This window comes from Vibrio anguillarum (assembly GCF_001989995.2).
Taxonomy (GTDB): Bacteria; Pseudomonadota; Gammaproteobacteria; order Enterobacterales; family Vibrionaceae; genus Vibrio; species Vibrio anguillarum.
The window spans coordinates 122989-136286 of the sequence record NZ_JAHGUP010000009.1; the positions used below are offsets into that span (position 1 = coordinate 122989).

The following is a 13298-nucleotide window of genomic DNA, read 5'->3' on the forward strand; positions in this document are numbered from 1 at the left end:
AGGGGCTTGCAGCTCAGCAGTATTTGCTTGTCAGCAAGCAGAGAAGATCGACAGATTAAGACTCTAAAATCACCGTCGCCACCGCATAATGACGCTCATCAGAAATGGTTAGGTGAATGTGATTCACACTGGCTGTGGCAGCCAACTGCTTAGCCTTACCTGATAGTGTTAGCACGGGTTTTCCGTTGGCGTCGTTGGTGACGGTAAAATCCTGAAAGCTAACGCCATGCGCAATACCCGTACCAAGCGCTTTAGATGCCGCTTCTTTAGCGGCAAAACGTTTCGCTAAATAGCGCCCTTTTTTCTTGAGCGAATGGAACACCGCCAATTCATCTTGGGTTAGCACCCGCTCGGCAAAAGCATCGCCACTGCGTGACAATGCTTTTTCTATGCGTTCAATTTCCGCAATATCAGTCCCTAAGCCGATAATCGCCATCGGTAGACCTTATTTGCGAGCCGCTTGCATGATGGCTTTCATATCGGCGACCGATTTTTCCAAACCATCAAATACAGCACGCCCGATAATCGAGTGACCAATGTTGAGTTCGTAAATCTCAGGCAGTGCAGCAATGGCAGCTACGTTGTGGTAAGTCAAACCGTGACCAGCGTTCACCGTAATGCCCAAATCACTCGCATAGCTCGCAGCCGCCGCAATTTTCTTTAACTCATCTTGCTGATCCGCTTCGGTTGTTGCATCGGCGTAATGACCAGTATGCAATTCAATAAACGGTGCACCGCAAGTTTTAGCCGCGTTAATCTGCTCACGATCAGCATCAATAAACAGAGAGACTTTGATGCCTGCAGCGGTCAGTTTTTCGGTTGCCGCTTTCACTTTGTCAAGCTGTCCTAATACGTCCAGCCCACCTTCCGTCGTTAGTTCTTCACGCTTTTCAGGCACTAAACACACAAATTCAGGTTGGGTTTGCAGAGCAATATCAATCATTTCGTCGGTAACGGCCATCTCGAGGTTCATTCGAGTTTGCAACGTCTCGCGTAAAATACGCACATCGCGATCCTTGATATGGCGTCGGTCTTCACGTAGGTGAATGGTAATGCCATCAGCTCCGGCACGCTCTGCCATTTCAGCAGCATGCACGGGATCTGGGTATTTGGTACCGCGGGCATTTCGTAACGTGGCGATGTGATCGATATTAACGCCTAAGTAAATTGCGCTCATTTTCCTATACTCCGTACTCTGGAAAAACTAGACATGGGCAGGAAAAGCTCCCTGCTTTTTAAAGGTTTGCCGCCAAGATACGGCTTTAACGCTATGCGTGTAAAGCGTTTTGCCGCTTGAAGCTGCTCTTTACTGACAAAGCGCCGCTCACTAATGGCAATCAACTCATCGCCCATAAACGTGAGGTTATCGCGCCTGACAGAAGCGATAAAACCTTTTTGCTCACGATAGCGATAAGTCATGCGAGGATCGATGGCTTCTCCCGTTCCGGCGCAATGCAAGAAATCAACGCCATAACCCATTGAAGCTAGCAACGCGAGTTCAAAACGGCGCAGTGCTGGTTCTGGATTTTCACACTGAGCTAACTCGGTGAGTGCATGCAGATAATCATGGAACAGACCTGGGCAAGGCACTTCTTGCGCAAGCACGCGGCCAATCAGCTCATTGACGTACATGGCAGAATAGAGATGAATACCACTGAGTGGTAAGCCAAGGCTAATCGGTTCAGCTTGGCGTAAGGTTTTCATTGAACCGTTGCCTGACCATTTAAGCAATAAGGGGGTAAAAGGTTGCAGTGCACCTTTTAAGTTCGATCGTTTACTGCGTGCGCCTTTGGACATTAAGGTAACGCGGCCATACTCCTCGCTAAACACATCAAGGATTAGGCTCGACTCGCTATAAGGACGTCGATGAAGGACAAAACAGCGCTGTAAACCGTCTGACATATCAGCACTCAAAGGTGAGCGATGTTCTCGCCCACCTCGAATAGAGGTTATAGATCGTCAATATAACCAAGGCTACGAAGGGCACGTTCATCATCTGCCCACCCGGATTTCACTTTCACCCAAGTTTCTAGGTAAACCTTGCGACCAAACAACTCTTCCATATCTAAACGCGCTTCACGGCCGATGGTTTTGATTTTTTCACCACCTTTGCCGATCACCATTTTTTTCTGGCCGCTGCGTTCAACGAGGATCAACGCGTTAATATGAAAACCATCAGTTTCAGGGTTATAGTCAAAACGTTCAATTTCAACGGTTACTGAATACGGCAGCTCTTCACCAGTAAAGCGCATCAGTTTTTCACGCACAATCTCGGAAGCCATGAAACGCTGTGAGCGATCAGTCACATACTCTTCAGGGAAGTGATGCGTGGCTTGAGGTAAATGCTCACGCACATGTTTACGCAATACATCGACGTTTTTGCCATGTTTTGCCGCAATCGGCACGACATCAACAAATTCCATCTTCTTCGATAGCTCTAGCATATGCATCATTACATCGTTACGATCTTTCACGTTATCGACTTTATTGACACACAACACTACAGGGAAGTTAGCATTACGTAGTTTGTTGAGCACCATTTCATCATCGGCGGTCCACTGAGTGCCATCGACTAAAAACAGCACTAAGTTAACATCACTGAGTGAACTACTTGCCGCACGGTTCATCAAGCGGTTAATCGCACGTTTTTCTTCGATGTGTAACCCCGGAGTATCAACGTAAATCGCTTGGTATGGCCCCTCTGTATCGACACCCATAATGCGGTGACGAGTGGTTTGAGGCTTGCGCGATGTGATGGATATCTTTTGTCCCAGTAAGTTATTCAGCAGGGTTGATTTCCCGACATTGGGGCGACCCACAATGGCGATAAAACCACAGTGCTGCTCACCACTTTCCGGAGTTGCTTCATTGCTGTTGGTGTTTGATGCGAAGTACGCATCCAAATCAAATTCGTTATCAGCCATTTGTCAGTTGCTCTAGTGCAATTTCAGCCGCCGATTGTTCAGCTTTACGACGACTGGTGCCTTTACCAATTACAGGCGTTCCCATTCCTGCTACATCACACGATACCGTAAATTCTTGGTTGTGTGCTTCACCTTTAATATTAGTCACTGTGTAGATAGGCAGTTGCTTTCTTCTACCTTGCAGAAACTCTTGTAGGCGAGTTTTTGGGTCTTTTTGCGATACGCCCGGCTCAATGGCGTCAAGGCGCTCTTGATACCAGCTCAAAATAATACGTCGTACTACTTCGGTATCGCTGTCTAAATAAATCGCACCAATGATGGCTTCTACGGCATCAGCAAGGATTGAATCACGGCGAAAACCACCACTTTTCAACTCACCTGGACCTAATTTTAAGTAATCTCCTAGGCAAAATTCTCTGCCCAGTTCAGCCAATGTGTGACCACGCACAAGCGTAGCGCGCATACGACTCATATCCCCTTCGTTAATTTTAGGGAAACGGTGGTACAGCTCATCAGCGATGACAAAACTTAAAATTGAATCGCCCAGAAACTCAAGACGTTCATTGTGCTTACCATTTGCACTGCGATGTGTCAGTGCTAAGGAAATAAACTCGGGATCATTAAATGAATAACCGAGTTTAGTTTCTAATTTACTAATTGGAGAATTCATGCTCTCTCGATGTAGTGATGGCTAGCCAAAGCTAGCCTAGTTAATGCCACCAATGCGGTTAAAACGCACACCAGTTGGGATCCACGAAGGTAAAACGCTATCGGCACCACGTTCAAATTCAAAACTTATCCAAATACCGACCGCTTTACCGACTAAGTTTGCTTCTGGAACAAAGCCCCAGTAACGGCTATCAGCACTGTTGTCACGGTTATCACCCATCACAAAATACTGACCTTGAGGAACAACCCATTCATTAACGCCATGGCGTGGCTGATAAGCATCAACACGATCACGACGCAATGGATTGATCAAAATCTGGTGTTCAATCTGACCTAACTTTTCATTCACTTGAATTAAAGGGATGCCATTTTGGTTGAACTCACTCTCTTCAACATTGGACAGTTTGACCTGTTTACATTCTGTTGAACCTTGAGCTTGAATACAAATCTCTTTGTTGCTGCTATAACGAACTGTATCGCCCGGCATGCCGACCACGCGCTTGATGTAGTCAATGCTTGGTTGCGGCGGGTATTTAAAGACCACGACATCACCACGCTCTGGTTTACCAGTTTCGACCAGTTGAGTACGCCATACTGGGTCTTTCAAACCGTAAGCGTATTTCTCAACTAAGATGAAGTCGCCCACCAGCAACGTTGGCATCATTGAGCCAGATGGAATCTGAAAAGGTTCGTACACAAAAGAGCGTAGCACCAGCACAAAAGCAATCACAGGGAAGATGGAAACACTGTTTTCAATCCACCAAGGTTGCGCGGAAATTTTGGCGCTGAGTTTGTCATCCAAGCCGTTGGTTTGCGCTTCAATAGCAGCCATCTTCTGTTGACGTTTTTTCGCCCACACCAACTTCTCCAGCACCCAAACTATGCCGGTCACTAATGTGACGATCACCAAGATGAGTGAAAATGTATTCGCCATGGAGTTCCCTTATCTAAAAATACGAAAGTGAAAGAGCCGAAACTCTTTCACTTAAATGGTGACTGCTGCATGCATAAGAAAGCCAAAGCAATGCTTAATCTTTACCTACGTGCAAAATGGCAAGGAAAGCTTCTTGTGGCAACTCAACATTACCAATTTGCTTCATGCGCTTCTTACCTTCTTTCTGCTTCTTAAGCAGTTTTTTCTTACGGCTAATATCACCACCGTAACATTTCGCCAGTACGTTTTTACGCAGCTGCTTCACGGTTGAACGAGCAATAATGTGGTTACCGATCGCCGCTTGAATCGCAATATCAAACATTTGGCGAGGGATAAACTCTTTCATTTTCTCAACCACTTGACGACCGCGCGTTTGCGAATTGTCTTTGTGAGTGATGATGGCTAGCGCATCCACTTTGTCACCATTTAGCAAGATATCCACACGGACCATGCTTGAAGCTTCAAAGCGTTGGAAACCATAATCAAGTGATGCATAACCACGAGAAGTTGACTTCAAGCGGTCAAAGAAATCAAGCACCACTTCGGCCATCGGCACATCATAAGTCAAGGCTACTTGGTTACCGTGATAGACCATATCAACCTGCACGCCACGTTTTTCAACGCACAACATAATGACGTTACCCAAATATTCAGAAGGGGTCAAAATGTTACAACGCGCAATCGGTTCACGAATCTCTTCAATGTCGTTCACCGCAGGCAATTTAGCAGGGCTATCAACATAAAGCATCGTGCCATCGGTCTTCTTCACTTCATAGACTACCGTTGGCGCAGTGGTGATAAGGTCAAGATCGTATTCGCGCTCTAAACGCTCTTGAATAATCTCCATGTGGAGCATACCCAAGAAACCACAACGGAAACCAAAACCAAGGGCGGCCGAACTTTCTGGCTCATAGAATAACGAGGCATCGTTTAGGCTCAGTTTACCTAACGCATCACGAAAGTTTTCGTAATCATCAGAAGAGACAGGGAAAAGCCCCGCATACACCTGCGGTTTCACTTTTTTAAAGCCTGGCAATGCTTTTTCACACGGATCTTTCGCGCTGGTCAGAGTATCACCTACAGGAGCGCCGAGAATGTCTTTAATACCACAAACCACCCAGCCCACTTCACCAGTGTTCAACATGGTTTTGTCGACTTGTTTTGGCGTAAAAATACCTAAACGGTCAATACCCCAAGTTTGGCCTGTGCTCATCACTTTAATCTTGTCATTTTTCTTCAGCGCACCATTTTTCACTCGCACTAAAGAGACAACACCTAAGTAGTTATCAAACCAAGAATCGATGATTAACGCTTGCAGCGGCGCAGCAGGATCGCCCTCAGGAGCCGGAATACCAGAAACGATTTTTTCTAGCACTTCATCCACGCCAAGGCCTGTTTTCGCAGAGCAGCGCACTGCGTCAATAGCATCGATACCGACGATATCTTCAATTTCTTCCGCTACGCGTTCAGGCTCTGCGGCTGGCAAATCAATCTTATTTAGGATTGGGACAACTTCAAGGTCCATTTCAATGGCGGTATAACAGTTAGCCAATGTTTGCGCTTCAACGCCTTGACCAGCATCCACCACCAATAGAGCACCTTCACAGGCGGCTAAAGAACGGGAAACTTCATAAGAAAAGTCAACGTGTCCAGGAGTATCGATAAAGTTGAGCTGGTATGTCTCGCCATCGTTTGCTTTGTAATCGAGCGTCACACTCTGTGCTTTGATGGTGATGCCACGCTCACGCTCAAGGTCCATAGAGTCTAGAACTTGAGATTCCATTTCACGATCACTTAATCCACCACAAACTTGGATCAAACGGTCAGATAGGGTCGACTTACCATGGTCGATGTGGGCGATAATCGAAAAGTTACGAATGTGCTTCATAGATTTGGGATGACTAAACTCTTGAAAAAAGGGACATAAGAAAGCCACATCAAGCGGCGTTTCCATAAAGTTGGCCGATTCTACCCAATTTCGGTAGGGTTCGCATCATAAATTAGGCGATAGGTTCACCAAGGACTCGGACCAAAACCACCTCTTGCTGCGATCGTTTTTCAAGAACCACAGAACAACGTTTGGCAATTCCGATCCCCAGCGCGATAAAAACAGCGGCCATGATGATCACGATGCCCTCACCTAAACCGAGCCAAGGGGCCAAGAGGCTCTCACCCAGCCAAGCGCCGAACATCATCATAAAAAGCGGCACCAAATACACTAAGGCTGCCGATTGAAGCAAGCTTTTTTCGGGGAAACCGATTTCAACCGTCTGGCCTTGCTTCACTGGTTTTTTCGTATCGAGTTGCCATAACAGCGCTTTGTTACCAATCGCTTTCGATACGATCCCTGTGCCACAGCTTTTGGAGGACGAACAACTGCTGCAACTTGTCTGCTGCTGACAACTGAGTTCAACGTGAAACCCTTTAGCATCAGGTTGAACAGCGGTGACTGTTGCTAACGCCGTCATCATGGTTTGGTTGCCTCTGTTGAGGGCGCCGCAGGCTGGACAAACGTCACCGATTGAGCAATGCGCTGCGCCGTTGCTGGTGGAATATCACCGACCACTGAGATTTCATTGTTTCCTTTCACCACACTATGCAAGGTACGGCGGCCTTGGCGAACCAGTTGGCCTTTCAGCGAATGGTTGTCACTATCGGAAATATAAACAGAAAAACTAAATAGCCCATCACTGAACATCTGGCTCTCGACCAAACGCTCAGTAATCGCCATACGATAACGGTTAAGCTCTTTGGGTTCAAAGCCTTCAGGTTTCCAACTCACTTGCCAAAAACTTTCGGTAAGGTTGCCTTTCGGTAACGTCAATACCTCGGGTAACTCAACGTCATTTAGCCCTTGCATCGCCTGCGCTAATTTGTCGCTAATGGCGTAAGAAATCGTGCGATATTGCTCAAGCACCTCGCCGTCGCGATCGACTAAATCAGCTCGCAATGGCAAGTTACTGGTTTCATCTACCCACAAAATATAGGAATAGCGTAAGCCATCTTTCGGCACCACTCGCACCACTTGGCAAGCCGTGCCCGCTTCACGTGCACGGCCAACTTTGACGAAATCGTAGTAACGGCCTAATTCGGTGACATTGCTGGTTAGCATCGGAATCGTCGGCGCAACCATAGTGCTTGACTCAATGGTGAACGGTTCTACCCCAGGTTCAATGTAACTCACTTCATTGCCACGGCGAATCACTTCACGGATCGGGCCGCTGAGATAAACGAGATGCGCAAATTGCTGATCGCCTTGACTTGCATGACGATACAGCAGTGGATCGATGCTGTTTTTCTTAATCAGAATGTAAGACAGCTCATAATTTAAATGCTGACTGGCCTCGTTCATTTGAAGCAACAAAGCCTCTGCAGGTTGGTCTTCTGCAAAGGCTAATGTAGAGTTCAAACTGAACAGCGCCAGTGCACTGATCAGAAATTTATTCATTCAACTACCGATTCAAGTACATCGTTATGTGGGCTTGCACTTTCACTGTTCAGGCGAAGTTGCAGCTCGTAGTCTTGCAATAATGCGTTTACGCGGCGACGTTGTTCTTGCACGCTGGTTTGGCGCTCTACTGAATCGCGCGTTAAGCTCACAGGCTCTGCGCTGCCAGCCAACGGAATGGTTTGCAGTACGGGTAAATGGTCGTTTTGATCCACTCCTGAATCACGGCCACCGTATTGTTGAACACCTAAAATCACCACAAACGACACACACGCAGCAACCGCAACCTGGCCAAATTGGGAAAGCCAAGCCGGCAACTGCCGACGAGCTTGAGCTGGCGTCGGCTGAGACTCACGGCTTGCATCACGAAAATCAATAACCGAAGCAGATTGTAAACGACTGTGTGCGGGTTCGTCATCCAATGCTAATGCAACGCTCTGTGCAATATCCCACTCAGCTCGGACTGGGGCATCTCCACGCATCACATCACCAACCAAATGGTAATTTTTCCACGTTTGCAAACTTTCTTGGTCGAGCTCTAATTCTTGAATGAGCGCTTTATCGACCATTTCCCCATCCATGAGTGCTGAAAGTCTTTCTTTGTCAGCCATTATTTATTCACCATTTTCGTTACCAGTTTGAGCGCTATAAAAGAGGTTTAATTTTCTTTTCTACCGCTTCACGAGCACGGAAGATGCGAGAACGCACCGTTCCTACAGGACAATCCATGACTTCTGCTATTTCCTCGTAACTTAAACCATCCAGTTCACGCAAGGTCATCGCAGTTTTCAAATCTTCAGGCAACGCTTCTATCGCACCAAAAACGACCCGCTGCAATTCTTTCGACAACGTAATGTTCTCAGGGTTCGATATTTCTTTTAATGCGTTGCCACTTTCGTAATATTCAGCATCTTCAGCATCAACATCGCTAGCGGGCGGTCTACGACTTTGGGCTACAATGTGATTCTTAGCGGTATTAACAGCAATACGGTATAGCCAAGTGTAAAAAGCACTCTCTCCGCGAAAACTTGGGATAGCCCGATACGCTTTGATGAACGCTTCTTGTGCGACATCGGCTACATCTCCGGAATTGCTCACATACCGAGAAATAAGGTTGCAGACTTTATTTTGGTACCTTAAAACCAAAAGGTTAAATGCTTGCTTATCTCCACTCTGAACTCGCTCAATCAATACTTGATCGGTCAGCTGCTCGTTCATTCGAGCCTGTACTCCTATTGTTATTCCCCTTACCTTCTCAGATATGGGCATTCATTATGCAAAATGTAGTATTGACACCACCGCTTACATGAGCACTATTGTGACTCAAGGGAGAATAGAAAGTTCCATTCTGTCTAAAAATATTTGCCAAGCATTATTCAATAAATATGATCTAATTTCACTATAGGGGATCCCCAGTATAGTGAGGGTCGATAAGACGAAAGACAATGGCATTTACAAAGTATTGCATCAAATCTTTCTCTACTGCTATTGGCTTGAAGCCATAGCGATACCGTTAGTGGATAAACCTTGCGGCTGAATCACTTCAAGAGTATAGATAGATGCAATGCATATTTAAAATGAGAGTTGGACAACTCTACTCTAGTTCGGGAATTTAAAAGTTTTATGAACGCAAACCGTGAACATCTATGCGATGTATTAGTCGTAGGCAGTGGCGCAGCGGGTTTATCGCTCGCACTACGCGTAGCAAAACACAGTAAAGTCATTGTACTGAGTAAGGGACCACGCAGTGAAGGTGCCACTTATTACGCCCAAGGGGGGATTGCCGCTGTTTTTGACGAATCAGACAGTATTGAGTCACACGTCGAAGACACTCAAATTGCGGGCGCAGGGATCTGTGAAGAGGATACTGTCCGTTTCATCGCCGAGCATGCTAAAGAGTGTGTTCAGTGGCTTATCGATGGCGGCGTTCCTTTTGACAGAGAAGAGAATGACAGTGATGAAGCACCTCGCTATCACTTAACTCGTGAAGGCGGCCATAGTCATCGCCGCATCTTGCACGCGGCTGACGCCACTGGCATGGCAATGCAAACCTCCTTGCAAGACAATGTTCATAATCACCCCAACATTACTATCCTTGAACGTCACAATGCATTGGATTTAATCACCGAAGATAAAATCGGTGGTGATAAAAAAAGAGTGGTTGGCGCTTATATTTGGAACCGCAATGAGGAACACGTTGAAACGATCCGCGCTAAGTTTGTCGTTTTAGCCACGGGCGGCGCCTCAAAAGTGTATCAATATACCTCTAACCCTGATGTTTCCTCAGGTGATGGTATCGCAATGGCGTGGCGTGCAGGATGCCGAGTGGCGAACCTTGAGTTCAATCAATTCCATCCAACTTGTCTTTTCCACCCTGAAGCACGTAATTTCCTACTGACAGAAGCATTACGTGGCGAAGGCGCTTTTTTAAGACGCCCAGACGGTTCACGATTCATGCTCGATTTTGATGAACGTGCCGAACTGGCTCCTCGTGATATCGTGGCTCGCGCCATCGACTATGAGATGAAGCGTTTAGGTGCTGATTGTATGTATCTGGACATCAGCCACAAACCGGCCGATTTTATTGAAAAACATTTCCCAACCATTTATACACGCTTGATGGATTTGGGCATTGATATGACCAAAGAGCCGATTCCGATTGTTCCTGCGGCGCACTACACTTGTGGTGGCGTTATTGTCAATAAACAAGGTAAAACGGATCTGCATAACCTGTATGCGATCGGCGAAGTTAGCTACACCGGTTTGCACGGTGCTAACCGAATGGCGTCGAACTCGCTATTAGAATGTGTCGTTTATGCTTGGTCAGCGGCAAAGGATATTTTAAAAGGATTACCAACGGCTCAGCTCCCACCAAGCTTACCCGGTTGGGATGAAAGTAAGGTCAATAATTCTGATGAAGAGGTCGTAATCCAACATAACTGGCATGAACTGCGCCTATTTATGTGGGATTACATGGGGATTGTCCGCACAGATAAGCGCTTAGAGCGAGCACTACGCCGCATTCAATTACTGCAACAAGAAACCCACGAATACTATAGTCATTTCCGCGTTTCAAATAACCTGCTTGAGCTGCGTAACTTACTGCAAGTGGCAGAGTTGATGGTGCGTTGTGCTATGCAACGTAAAGAGAGCCGCGGTTTGCACTACACGCTCGATTATCCAGAGTTAGCCGAAAATAGTGGCCCAACTATCCTAACGCCAGACGAGTAACCTCGCCAACGATCATCTGTTAGCGTCAAGTTGACCGAATGAATAAAGGAGCGTTTATCGCTCCTTTATTGTTGGTGATTGGTTATGGGTAACCTGCCGAAGCTGCACCAATAAACGGCGATAATCCGCTTCCACACAACTGTCGCGCCACACTAGATAGCGCTTACCTTGTTGTGCATAAATGATCAACACCATAAACGCAAACTGTGTAGAAACCTTTTCAATGGACAGGTTCTGGTCGGCACATTGCCACTCACCGTGACTCGTGAGCTTGAATTGGCCGATTAAGCTAGGGACTAACAGTGAGGTACTCTTTTGCGCCGTGATAAGAGGTGCGTAAAATAAGGGGAGCGTTACAAGTGGAATCGGCGATATCAATAATGCCCACACGGCTATCATCAAACAAATGAAGTTAGTAATGCGGGCAAAATGGGAAGGAAATAATACGAAATTAACGCACTTTGCTGAGGTTGTGAGCAACAATTTTATCCACCATTGCCGCATGCCCAAGATTTTCGCTACGACCATGCCCCATGATCCAAGTAAATAGATCAGGGTCGTCAGACTCAAGTAGGGAAACGAAATCTCGTTGCTCATTTTCATTCAGAGAATCAAAGCACTCTTCAAAGAACGGCATCACAACCACATCGAGCTCTAACATTCCACGACGGCATGCCCACTTGATTCTTGCTTTTTCTTCAGTGGTGTACATCGGTTTTCCTCACCTTATGTTTATTTGCGTTGAGTGTATCAACTGGATGAAGATACAACTAGTAGATGAGTCACAGTCCCTGTTCAAGCTGACAAAAAAAAAATTCCGGATTAACATGGGGCTCAAGATTCTCTTTAGGTAACGACTATGGACTGGCAAAACACATTGACACCTCTCGCAGTAACCGCCAATGACTCACTTTCACCACTGATGCTGACTCATCTTGCATCCTGGGGCGCTATCATCATTTCAGGCAATGATAAAAAAGCCTATTTGCAAGGCCAAGTGACCTGTAATGTCGTCACTCTTGAACCAACACAGTCAACCTTAGGCGCCCATTGTGATGCGAAAGGCAAAGTGTGGTCGGTCTTTCGCCTGTTCCACCATCACGATGGTTATGCGATGTTCCAGCCTTTATCAGCGATAGAGGCTGAATTAAGAGAGCTGAAAAAATACGCTATTTTTTCTAAGGTCAATATCAGCCAGAGCCAAGACATCGCACTGGGTGTTATGGGCGAACAAGCTGAGCAATATATCAACACATTAACGGCGGATGAAGGTGAGGTGCGTTTGATTGACGGTGGTAGCGCCATCAAAATTTCATCCCAACGTTGGCTATTACTTGTTTCAGAGCAAACCGCGCAACAGCTCATGACGCAAAGTGAAGCACTGAAAGTCACCGAGGAAACGTGGACTCGCTTTGATATCGAAGAAGCAGTCCCCGTCCTTGGTCAAGCGGATCAAAATGAGCACATACCGCAAGCCGTTAATCTTCAGGCCTTTAATGGTATCAGCTTTAACAAAGGGTGTTATACAGGCCAAGAAACCGTCGCTCGCGCTAAATATCGAGGTATTAATAAGCGTGCAATGTACATCCTTCAAGGCAACATTGAGCAACCGCTAAGTAATGATCAACCAATCATGATCGAACGCTCAGTTGGAGAAAACTGGCGTAGTGCTGGGCAATTAATGGTTCATTACACGTTTGCTGATAATACCGCTATCGGTTTAGTAGTCTTACCAAACAATCTCGAGCCAGAAACTGAGTTTCGTCTTGCAAGCCAACCAAACACTCGTTGGTTTATGCAAGCTCTCCCTTACTCTCTTACTGACGAATAAGCTTCTTCCTCATATTGACCATGCGCCTCTTTACGAGGCGTATGCTTTCTAACAATCGCCTATCTCGAATAAATTTCAGGAAAAAGAATGCAATAATGTAATCCATTACATTGGCACGTGATCGCTCTCTAAATCACACAACATCAGGGGTGAATTTTTAGTCATTCTTAAAACATAAATAGTCACAAGGTTTATTTTGACGTACTCTTAATAATGCTGGTCAGGGCAAACGAAAAGTTGTCCTGCCCAGCAAAAAAGTGA

The 13298-nt window shown here is 46.2% G+C and carries 15 protein-coding genes; 2 read left to right on the plus strand and 13 right to left on the minus strand.

Translation table 11 applies throughout. From position 1 onward, the window contains the following. Nucleotides 1-55 precede the first annotated feature (55 nt). The 11 genes from acpS to rpoE form a co-directional block, all read right to left on the minus strand. A complete protein-coding gene (gene acpS / locus PL85_RS02075) occupies nt 56-436 on the minus strand; it encodes a holo-ACP synthase (protein WP_064625892.1) in 381 nt (126 codons plus the stop codon). 9 nt (nt 437-445) lie between these two features. Then, nucleotides 446-1177 carry a pyridoxine 5'-phosphate synthase gene (gene pdxJ / locus PL85_RS02080; protein WP_013856034.1) on the minus strand — a complete coding sequence of 244 codons (732 nt, stop codon included), beginning with the start codon at nt 1175-1177 and terminating at the stop codon, nt 446-448. After that, nucleotides 1174-1902 carry a DNA repair protein RecO gene (recO, locus tag PL85_RS02085; protein WP_026027280.1) on the minus strand — a complete coding sequence of 243 codons (729 nt, stop codon included), beginning with the start codon at nt 1900-1902 and terminating at the stop codon, nt 1174-1176. Before recO ends, pdxJ begins: the two co-directional genes overlap by 4 nt. A 47-nt stretch (nt 1903-1949) precedes the next feature. Continuing rightward, a complete protein-coding gene (gene era, locus PL85_RS02090) occupies nt 1950-2924 on the minus strand; it encodes a GTPase Era (RefSeq protein ID WP_010319802.1) in 975 nt (324 codons plus the stop codon). Continuing rightward, a complete protein-coding gene (rnc, locus tag PL85_RS02095) occupies nt 2917-3594 on the minus strand; it encodes a ribonuclease III (RefSeq protein WP_010319803.1) in 678 nt (225 codons plus the stop codon). The genes era and rnc overlap by 8 nt, the downstream gene beginning before the upstream one ends. 36 nt (nt 3595-3630) lie before the next feature. After that, nucleotides 3631-4527 (minus strand): signal peptidase I, encoded by an 897-nt coding sequence (lepB, locus tag PL85_RS02100; RefSeq protein WP_019283336.1) that lies wholly within the window; start codon nt 4525-4527, stop codon nt 3631-3633. Nucleotides 4528-4621: 94 nt separating this feature from the next. Beyond that, nucleotides 4622-6415, minus strand: a complete 1794-nt coding sequence (gene lepA, locus PL85_RS02105; protein WP_026027281.1) for a translation elongation factor 4 — start codon at nt 6413-6415, stop codon at nt 4622-4624. Between the two features lie 112 nt (nt 6416-6527). Next, nucleotides 6528-6998, minus strand: coding sequence for a SoxR reducing system RseC family protein (locus PL85_RS02110; RefSeq protein ID WP_017042687.1), 471 nt, complete (start codon nt 6996-6998; stop codon nt 6528-6530). Next, on the minus strand, nt 6995-7975 hold the full coding sequence (rseB, locus tag PL85_RS02115) for a sigma-E factor regulatory protein RseB (protein ID WP_017042688.1): 981 nt from the start codon (nt 7973-7975) through the stop codon (nt 6995-6997). Before rseB ends, PL85_RS02110 begins: the two co-directional genes overlap by 4 nt. Then, nucleotides 7972-8586 (minus strand): RseA family anti-sigma factor, encoded by a 615-nt coding sequence (locus PL85_RS02120; RefSeq protein ID WP_019283332.1) that lies wholly within the window; start codon nt 8584-8586, stop codon nt 7972-7974. The genes rseB and PL85_RS02120 overlap by 4 nt, the downstream gene beginning before the upstream one ends. Nucleotides 8587-8620: 34 nt before the next feature. Then, the gene (rpoE, locus tag PL85_RS02125; protein WP_026027282.1) at nt 8621-9193 is read right to left on the minus strand and encodes an RNA polymerase sigma factor RpoE; all 573 of its coding nucleotides are present in this window, start codon (nt 9191-9193) and stop codon (nt 8621-8623) included. Nucleotides 9194-9598: 405 nt separating this feature from the next. Here rpoE and nadB point away from each other — a divergent pair, with 405 nt between their 5' ends. Continuing rightward, nucleotides 9599-11206, plus strand: coding sequence for an L-aspartate oxidase (nadB, locus tag PL85_RS02130; protein WP_017046483.1), 1608 nt, complete (start codon nt 9599-9601; stop codon nt 11204-11206). A 54-nt stretch (nt 11207-11260) separates the two neighbouring features. On the opposite strand, the gene PL85_RS02135 is transcribed toward nadB, so the two are convergent. Continuing rightward, a complete protein-coding gene (locus PL85_RS02135; protein WP_327786287.1) occupies nt 11261-11734 on the minus strand; it encodes a protein YgfX in 474 nt (157 codons plus the stop codon). After that, complete coding sequence (locus PL85_RS02140) at nt 11658-11918, minus strand: FAD assembly factor SdhE (RefSeq protein ID WP_010319812.1); 261 nt, start codon at nt 11916-11918, stop codon at nt 11658-11660. The genes PL85_RS02135 and PL85_RS02140 overlap by 77 nt, the downstream gene beginning before the upstream one ends. Before the next feature lie 147 nt (nt 11919-12065). Here PL85_RS02140 and ygfZ point away from each other — a divergent pair, with 147 nt between their 5' ends. Continuing rightward, a complete protein-coding gene (gene ygfZ, locus PL85_RS02145) occupies nt 12066-13037 on the plus strand; it encodes a tRNA-modifying protein YgfZ (protein ID WP_115339288.1) in 972 nt (323 codons plus the stop codon). Nucleotides 13038-13298 lie beyond the last annotated feature (261 nt).

What these genes read in the sequence shown, in the direction of transcription:
- acpS (WP_064625892.1), bottom strand. Translation starts at nt 436, where the DNA reads ATGGCGATTATCGGCTTAGGGACTGATATTGCGGAAATTGAACGCATA.
- pdxJ (WP_013856034.1), bottom strand. Translation starts at nt 1,177, where the DNA reads ATGAGCGCAATTTACTTAGGCGTTAATATCGATCACATCGCCACGTTA.
- recO (WP_026027280.1), bottom strand. Translation starts at nt 1,902, where the DNA reads ATGTCAGACGGTTTACAGCGCTGTTTTGTCCTTCATCGACGTCCTTAT.
- era (WP_010319802.1), bottom strand. Translation starts at nt 2,924, where the DNA reads ATGGCTGATAACGAATTTGATTTGGATGCGTACTTCGCATCAAACACC.
- rnc (WP_010319803.1), bottom strand. Translation starts at nt 3,594, where the DNA reads ATGAATTCTCCAATTAGTAAATTAGAAACTAAACTCGGTTATTCATTT.
- lepB (WP_019283336.1), bottom strand. Translation starts at nt 4,527, where the DNA reads ATGGCGAATACATTTTCACTCATCTTGGTGATCGTCACATTAGTGACC.
- lepA (WP_026027281.1), bottom strand. Translation starts at nt 6,415, where the DNA reads ATGAAGCACATTCGTAACTTTTCGATTATCGCCCACATCGACCATGGT.
- PL85_RS02110 (WP_017042687.1), bottom strand. Translation starts at nt 6,998, where the DNA reads ATGATGACGGCGTTAGCAACAGTCACCGCTGTTCAACCTGATGCTAAA.
- rseB (WP_017042688.1), bottom strand. Translation starts at nt 7,975, where the DNA reads ATGAATAAATTTCTGATCAGTGCACTGGCGCTGTTCAGTTTGAACTCT.
- PL85_RS02120 (WP_019283332.1), bottom strand. Translation starts at nt 8,586, where the DNA reads ATGGCTGACAAAGAAAGACTTTCAGCACTCATGGATGGGGAAATGGTC.
- rpoE (WP_026027282.1), bottom strand. Translation starts at nt 9,193, where the DNA reads ATGAACGAGCAGCTGACCGATCAAGTATTGATTGAGCGAGTTCAGAGT.
- nadB (WP_017046483.1), top strand. Translation starts at nt 9,599, where the DNA reads ATGAACGCAAACCGTGAACATCTATGCGATGTATTAGTCGTAGGCAGT.
- PL85_RS02135 (WP_327786287.1), bottom strand. Translation starts at nt 11,734, where the DNA reads ATGGTCGTAGCGAAAATCTTGGGCATGCGGCAATGGTGGATAAAATTG.
- PL85_RS02140 (WP_010319812.1), bottom strand. Translation starts at nt 11,918, where the DNA reads ATGTACACCACTGAAGAAAAAGCAAGAATCAAGTGGGCATGCCGTCGT.
- ygfZ (WP_115339288.1), top strand. Translation starts at nt 12,066, where the DNA reads ATGGACTGGCAAAACACATTGACACCTCTCGCAGTAACCGCCAATGAC.